At 38.2% G+C, this 4,037-nt stretch carries 4 protein-coding genes; 3 read left to right on the top strand and 1 reads right to left on the bottom strand.

Going from position 1 to position 4,037, the window contains the following annotated elements; translation table 11 throughout:
* Window positions 1–292: 292 nt before the first annotated feature.
* Window positions 293–916, bottom strand: a complete 624-nt coding sequence (locus tag ABXH34_RS18080; protein ID WP_353573284.1) for a cation efflux transmembrane domain-containing protein — start codon at window positions 914–916, stop codon at window positions 293–295.
* Window positions 917–1,066: 150 nt separating this feature from the next.
* Here ABXH34_RS18080 and dapD point away from each other — a divergent pair, with 150 nt between their 5' ends.
* The 3 genes from dapD to ABXH34_RS18065 all read left to right on the top strand — a co-directional run bounded on the left by dapD (window position 1,067) and on the right by ABXH34_RS18065 (window position 3,771).
* Window positions 1,067–1,888 (top strand): 2,3,4,5-tetrahydropyridine-2,6-dicarboxylate N-succinyltransferase, encoded by an 822-nt coding sequence (gene dapD / locus ABXH34_RS18075; protein ID WP_353573283.1) that lies wholly within the window; start codon window positions 1,067–1,069, stop codon window positions 1,886–1,888.
* Window positions 1,889–1,953: 65 nt separating this feature from the next.
* Window positions 1,954–3,000, top strand: coding sequence for a beta-N-acetylhexosaminidase (nagZ, locus tag ABXH34_RS18070; RefSeq protein ID WP_353573282.1), 1,047 nt, complete (start codon window positions 1,954–1,956; stop codon window positions 2,998–3,000).
* Between the two features lie 261 nt (window positions 3,001–3,261).
* Window positions 3,262–3,771 carry a serine O-acetyltransferase gene (locus tag ABXH34_RS18065; RefSeq protein WP_353573281.1) on the top strand — a complete coding sequence of 170 codons (510 nt, stop codon included), beginning with the start codon at window positions 3,262–3,264 and terminating at the stop codon, window positions 3,769–3,771.
* Window positions 3,772–4,037: the final 266 nt, after the last annotated feature.

Here is a 4,037-nt window from a genome sequence, read left to right as displayed (position 1 = left end):
GCGTCTTAAATACTTAAAATATTATAATTATAGATTTCAAATCAGTTCTATAAAAATAATCAGATTAAGGATTAGCAGTTTTAGATTTTAAAATCTCTGGCTGTCAATAGCTTTAAGAATGGCCAATCCTAAATGTTTAAGTGATTTATTCTATAGTCAATTCTATCTTGAGTGTTAGGACTGGCAGTCCTGAAATATTTTAAATATCAAATAGTTTTAAAACCTAGGACTGCCAGTCCTGTATCATCTTAAGATAAAATGACTATAAATCAAGAAATATTCTGTCAACAGTTTATGAGCCACAACATGATGTCGTTGGCTCTGAACTCTGCCTAGCTTCACGCAAAATTTGCAAACCGCCGTGCAAAACAACACCTGCAATCAATAAAGCAATAATCAAATCAGGCAATGGAGAGTGCGATAAGGCCACCAGTCCCGCCGCAATTAATACGCCTACATTGGCAATCACATCATTACGGGTACAAATCCAAGTTGAACGCAAGTGAATTTCACCTTTGCGATGCCGCATCAGTAAGCCAAAACAAATCAAATTCGCAACCAAAGCCAACATGCCGATGATAATCATCAAAAATGAATCAGGCTCACTGCCAAATGTTAAACGCCGCATCACATCAAGCAACACCGTTGTGCCAAGTATGATTTGTAAAATACCGTTTAAATAAGCTGCTTTCACTTTAGTTTTTAAGCTTTTGCCCACCGCATATAAACCCACTGCATACACCATTGCATCTGCAAACATATCCAAAGAATCAGCAATTAAAGCCGTTGACTCACTGATAATACCCACCGTCAGTTCTAAACCAAACATCACTGCATTAATCGTCAATAAGATAATCAGTAATTTTTGTTCTGCCTGCGTCTCCGCTTCTATGTGACAACCACAGCTACCTGACATGACACTGTTCCTTCATCTTTTTAGTATTAGTTATTATACACAATCAATAAGCCTGCTTTATGACAGTAAGATACCTCACTTTAGTATTTTGTCTTAATCAAGTATCCTATGCTGCTTTTTGCGAGAAAATTTAGGCTATTGGAGACCATAATGAGCGACTTACAGCAAATCATTGAACAAGCTTTTGATAATAGAGCGGATTTAACGCCACGCCGTGTGAGTGTTGAAATCACAGAAGCAGTTGAAGAAACTTTAGATTTACTTGACCAAGGTGCATTACGGGTTGCAGAGAAAAAGCAAGGTCAATGGGTTGTAAATGAATGGCTAAAAAAAGCAGTTTTACTTTCTTTCAAAATTACCGATAATGATTTTATCAAAGGTGGCTTCACTAATTATTATGATAAAGTTGCCTCAAAATTCTCTGATTTGAGTACACGTGAATTTGCAGAAAAAGGGGTACGGGTTGTACCTCCAGCAACCGCGCGTAAAGGTGCTTACATTGCACCGGGTGTGGTTTTAATGCCATCGTATGTAAATATTGGGGCGTATGTTGATAGCGGCACAATGGTTGATACATGGGCAACAGTCGGTTCATGTGCGCAAATCGGTAAAAATGTGCATTTATCTGGTGGTGTGGGTATTGGTGGTGTGTTAGAACCATTACAAGCTGCTCCTACCATTATTGAAGACAACTGCTTTATCGGCGCACGTTCAGAAGTTGTAGAAGGAGTGATTGTCGGTGAAGGCTCTGTGATTTCAATGGGGGTTTACATTGGCCAAAGTACCCGCATTTATAACCGTGCAACCGAGGAAGTAACCTATGGTGTTATCCCTCCCGGTTCTGTCGTGGTTTCTGGAAACTTACCTTCTGATGATGGCAAATACAGCTTGTATTGTGCAGTGATTGTGAAACAAGTTGATGCAAAAACCCGTGGTAAAGTTGGCTTAAACGAATTATTGCGCGACATCTAAGTTTAAAACATATTTTAGGGCTGTGAATCACAATCAGATAAGCAGTCCTAACTAGGTAAAACAGCATGACACTTGGCCCTTTAATGATAGACCTTGAAGGTCTCACTCTCACTGCCGAAGAACAACAATTATTAAAACATCCCTTAGTCGGCGGTGTCATTTTATTCTCACGTAATTATGAATCCCCTCAACAACTGATTGAACTCACTAGCCAAATTTCACAGATTCGCCAACCGCCATTATTAATTTCGGTAGACCATGAAGGTGGCCGAGTACAACGCTTTCGCGACCAATTCAGTGCTTTACCCGCAATGGCGCAATTAGGCAAACATTATGAACATGCTCCCAGACAAGCAATCCAATGGACAGAGCAAATAGGCTGGCTATTAGCAATTGAATTACGTGCGGCAGGCGTGGATTTCAGTTTTACCCCTGTTTTAGATATTGATGTTTTAGATTGTGCAGGCGTAAGTCTCAGCAATGTTATTGGCAATAGGGCTTTTCACTCAGACCCACAAATTGTAGTGACATTGGCACAGGCCTTAATTAAAGGTTTGAAAAAAGCGGGTATGGGTTCAGTGGGTAAGCATTTCCCTGGGCATGGTTCTGTAGCTGCTGATTCACATCATGAAATACCGATTGATAGCCGTTCACTCAAAGAAATTCAAACTGATTTATATCCTTTCAAGCGTTTGATTCAATCAGGTTTAAGCGCGATTATGCCCGCACATGTGATTTATAATCAAGTGGATGAACAGCCAGCGGGATTTTCCCATTATTGGATGCAAACCGTATTACGCCAACATTTGCGGTTTCAAGGTGTGATATTCAGTGATGATTTGACCATGGAAGGAGCATCTGTCATTGGAGATATATCAGCACGAGTGCATTGTGCATTACAATCTGGTTGCGATATGGTGTTAATTTGCAATGATCGTCCAGCGGTTTTACAGGTTATTGAGCAATGTCGTGATGTAACTTTAGCTCCTGTGTCTCAAGCGCGATTGATTCGATTACGTGGCAAAGGAGATATTCAATGGCATGAATTGACTAATAATTATCGCTGGCGACAAGCACAAAAGGTTTGCCAACAATTATTAGATGCTCAATAGATATAAAGCTCTATTTTATCGCTGTTTTATATAGTTAATTTCGTTTTGAATGTTAGGACTGGCAGTCATATAAAACTTTAAATATCAATTACTTTTAAAACTAAGGACTGCCAGTCCTGTATCACTTTAAAGTAAAACGACTATATCAGAACATCATGCTATTTCTTCTGTTTGTATGAAACATACGTGATTCATTTGCTTTGATTTTATTTCTTGAAATTGTTAAATTTTCACTTTGGATTCTCATCTTTGGGAAAAATAATGTTTGATTTATTAAAAGAAGATTGGAAAACCTATGAAGGTGATTTTGCTCGCCAAGGCTTATGGGTCATGTGGGTGTATCGCTTTGGCTGTTGGCGTTATCAAATTAAGCACCGTTGGTTGAGACTGCCTTTTTCATTTTTATATAAAGTGTTATTTGTCTTTGTGCAGATTTTGACAGGCATTGAGTTGCCTTGTGAAGTGAAACTGGGTCATCGGTTTAAAATTGAACATTTCGGCGGTATTATTGTAAGTGGTGATGCCAGTTTTGGTAATGATGTTGTGATTAGAAATGGCGTGACTGTTGGTTTGAGACATACAGGGCAACGTGGTTCGCCTGTGATTGGTAATCGGGTTGATATTGGAGCAGGTGCAAAAATTTTAGGGTCTATCACAATTGGCGATGATGTGAGTATTGGAGCTAATGCGGTAGTGATTAAAGATGTGCCAGCAAATTCTATCGCTGTAGGGATTCCAGCCCGAATTATTCCTAAAACAACAGCTAGCTAAAATCCAAATCATTGCTATAAAAATGGATTAGGATTTATGCGTAATTAATCGTTTTATGTCATTGCTATTTTATAAGAAATTTTCCAGTGATTTCCATAAAATCAGCATATTATAATTTATTTATCTTTTTTAAAATCAATTGATTAATATCGTAAATACCTTATTTATATCATTAGCACCCTACTTTTTATGAGATGACTGCGGCATAATATCTCACGGTAGAGTTGCTACTTTTTTTTATTTGTTAACTTAATTTAGGAGAATTT

The organism is Candidatus Albibeggiatoa sp. nov. BB20 (genome assembly GCA_016744725.1).
Classification (GTDB): Bacteria; Pseudomonadota; Gammaproteobacteria; order Beggiatoales; family Beggiatoaceae; genus Albibeggiatoa.
This window is presented reverse-complemented; position numbering and strand designations above follow the sequence as displayed.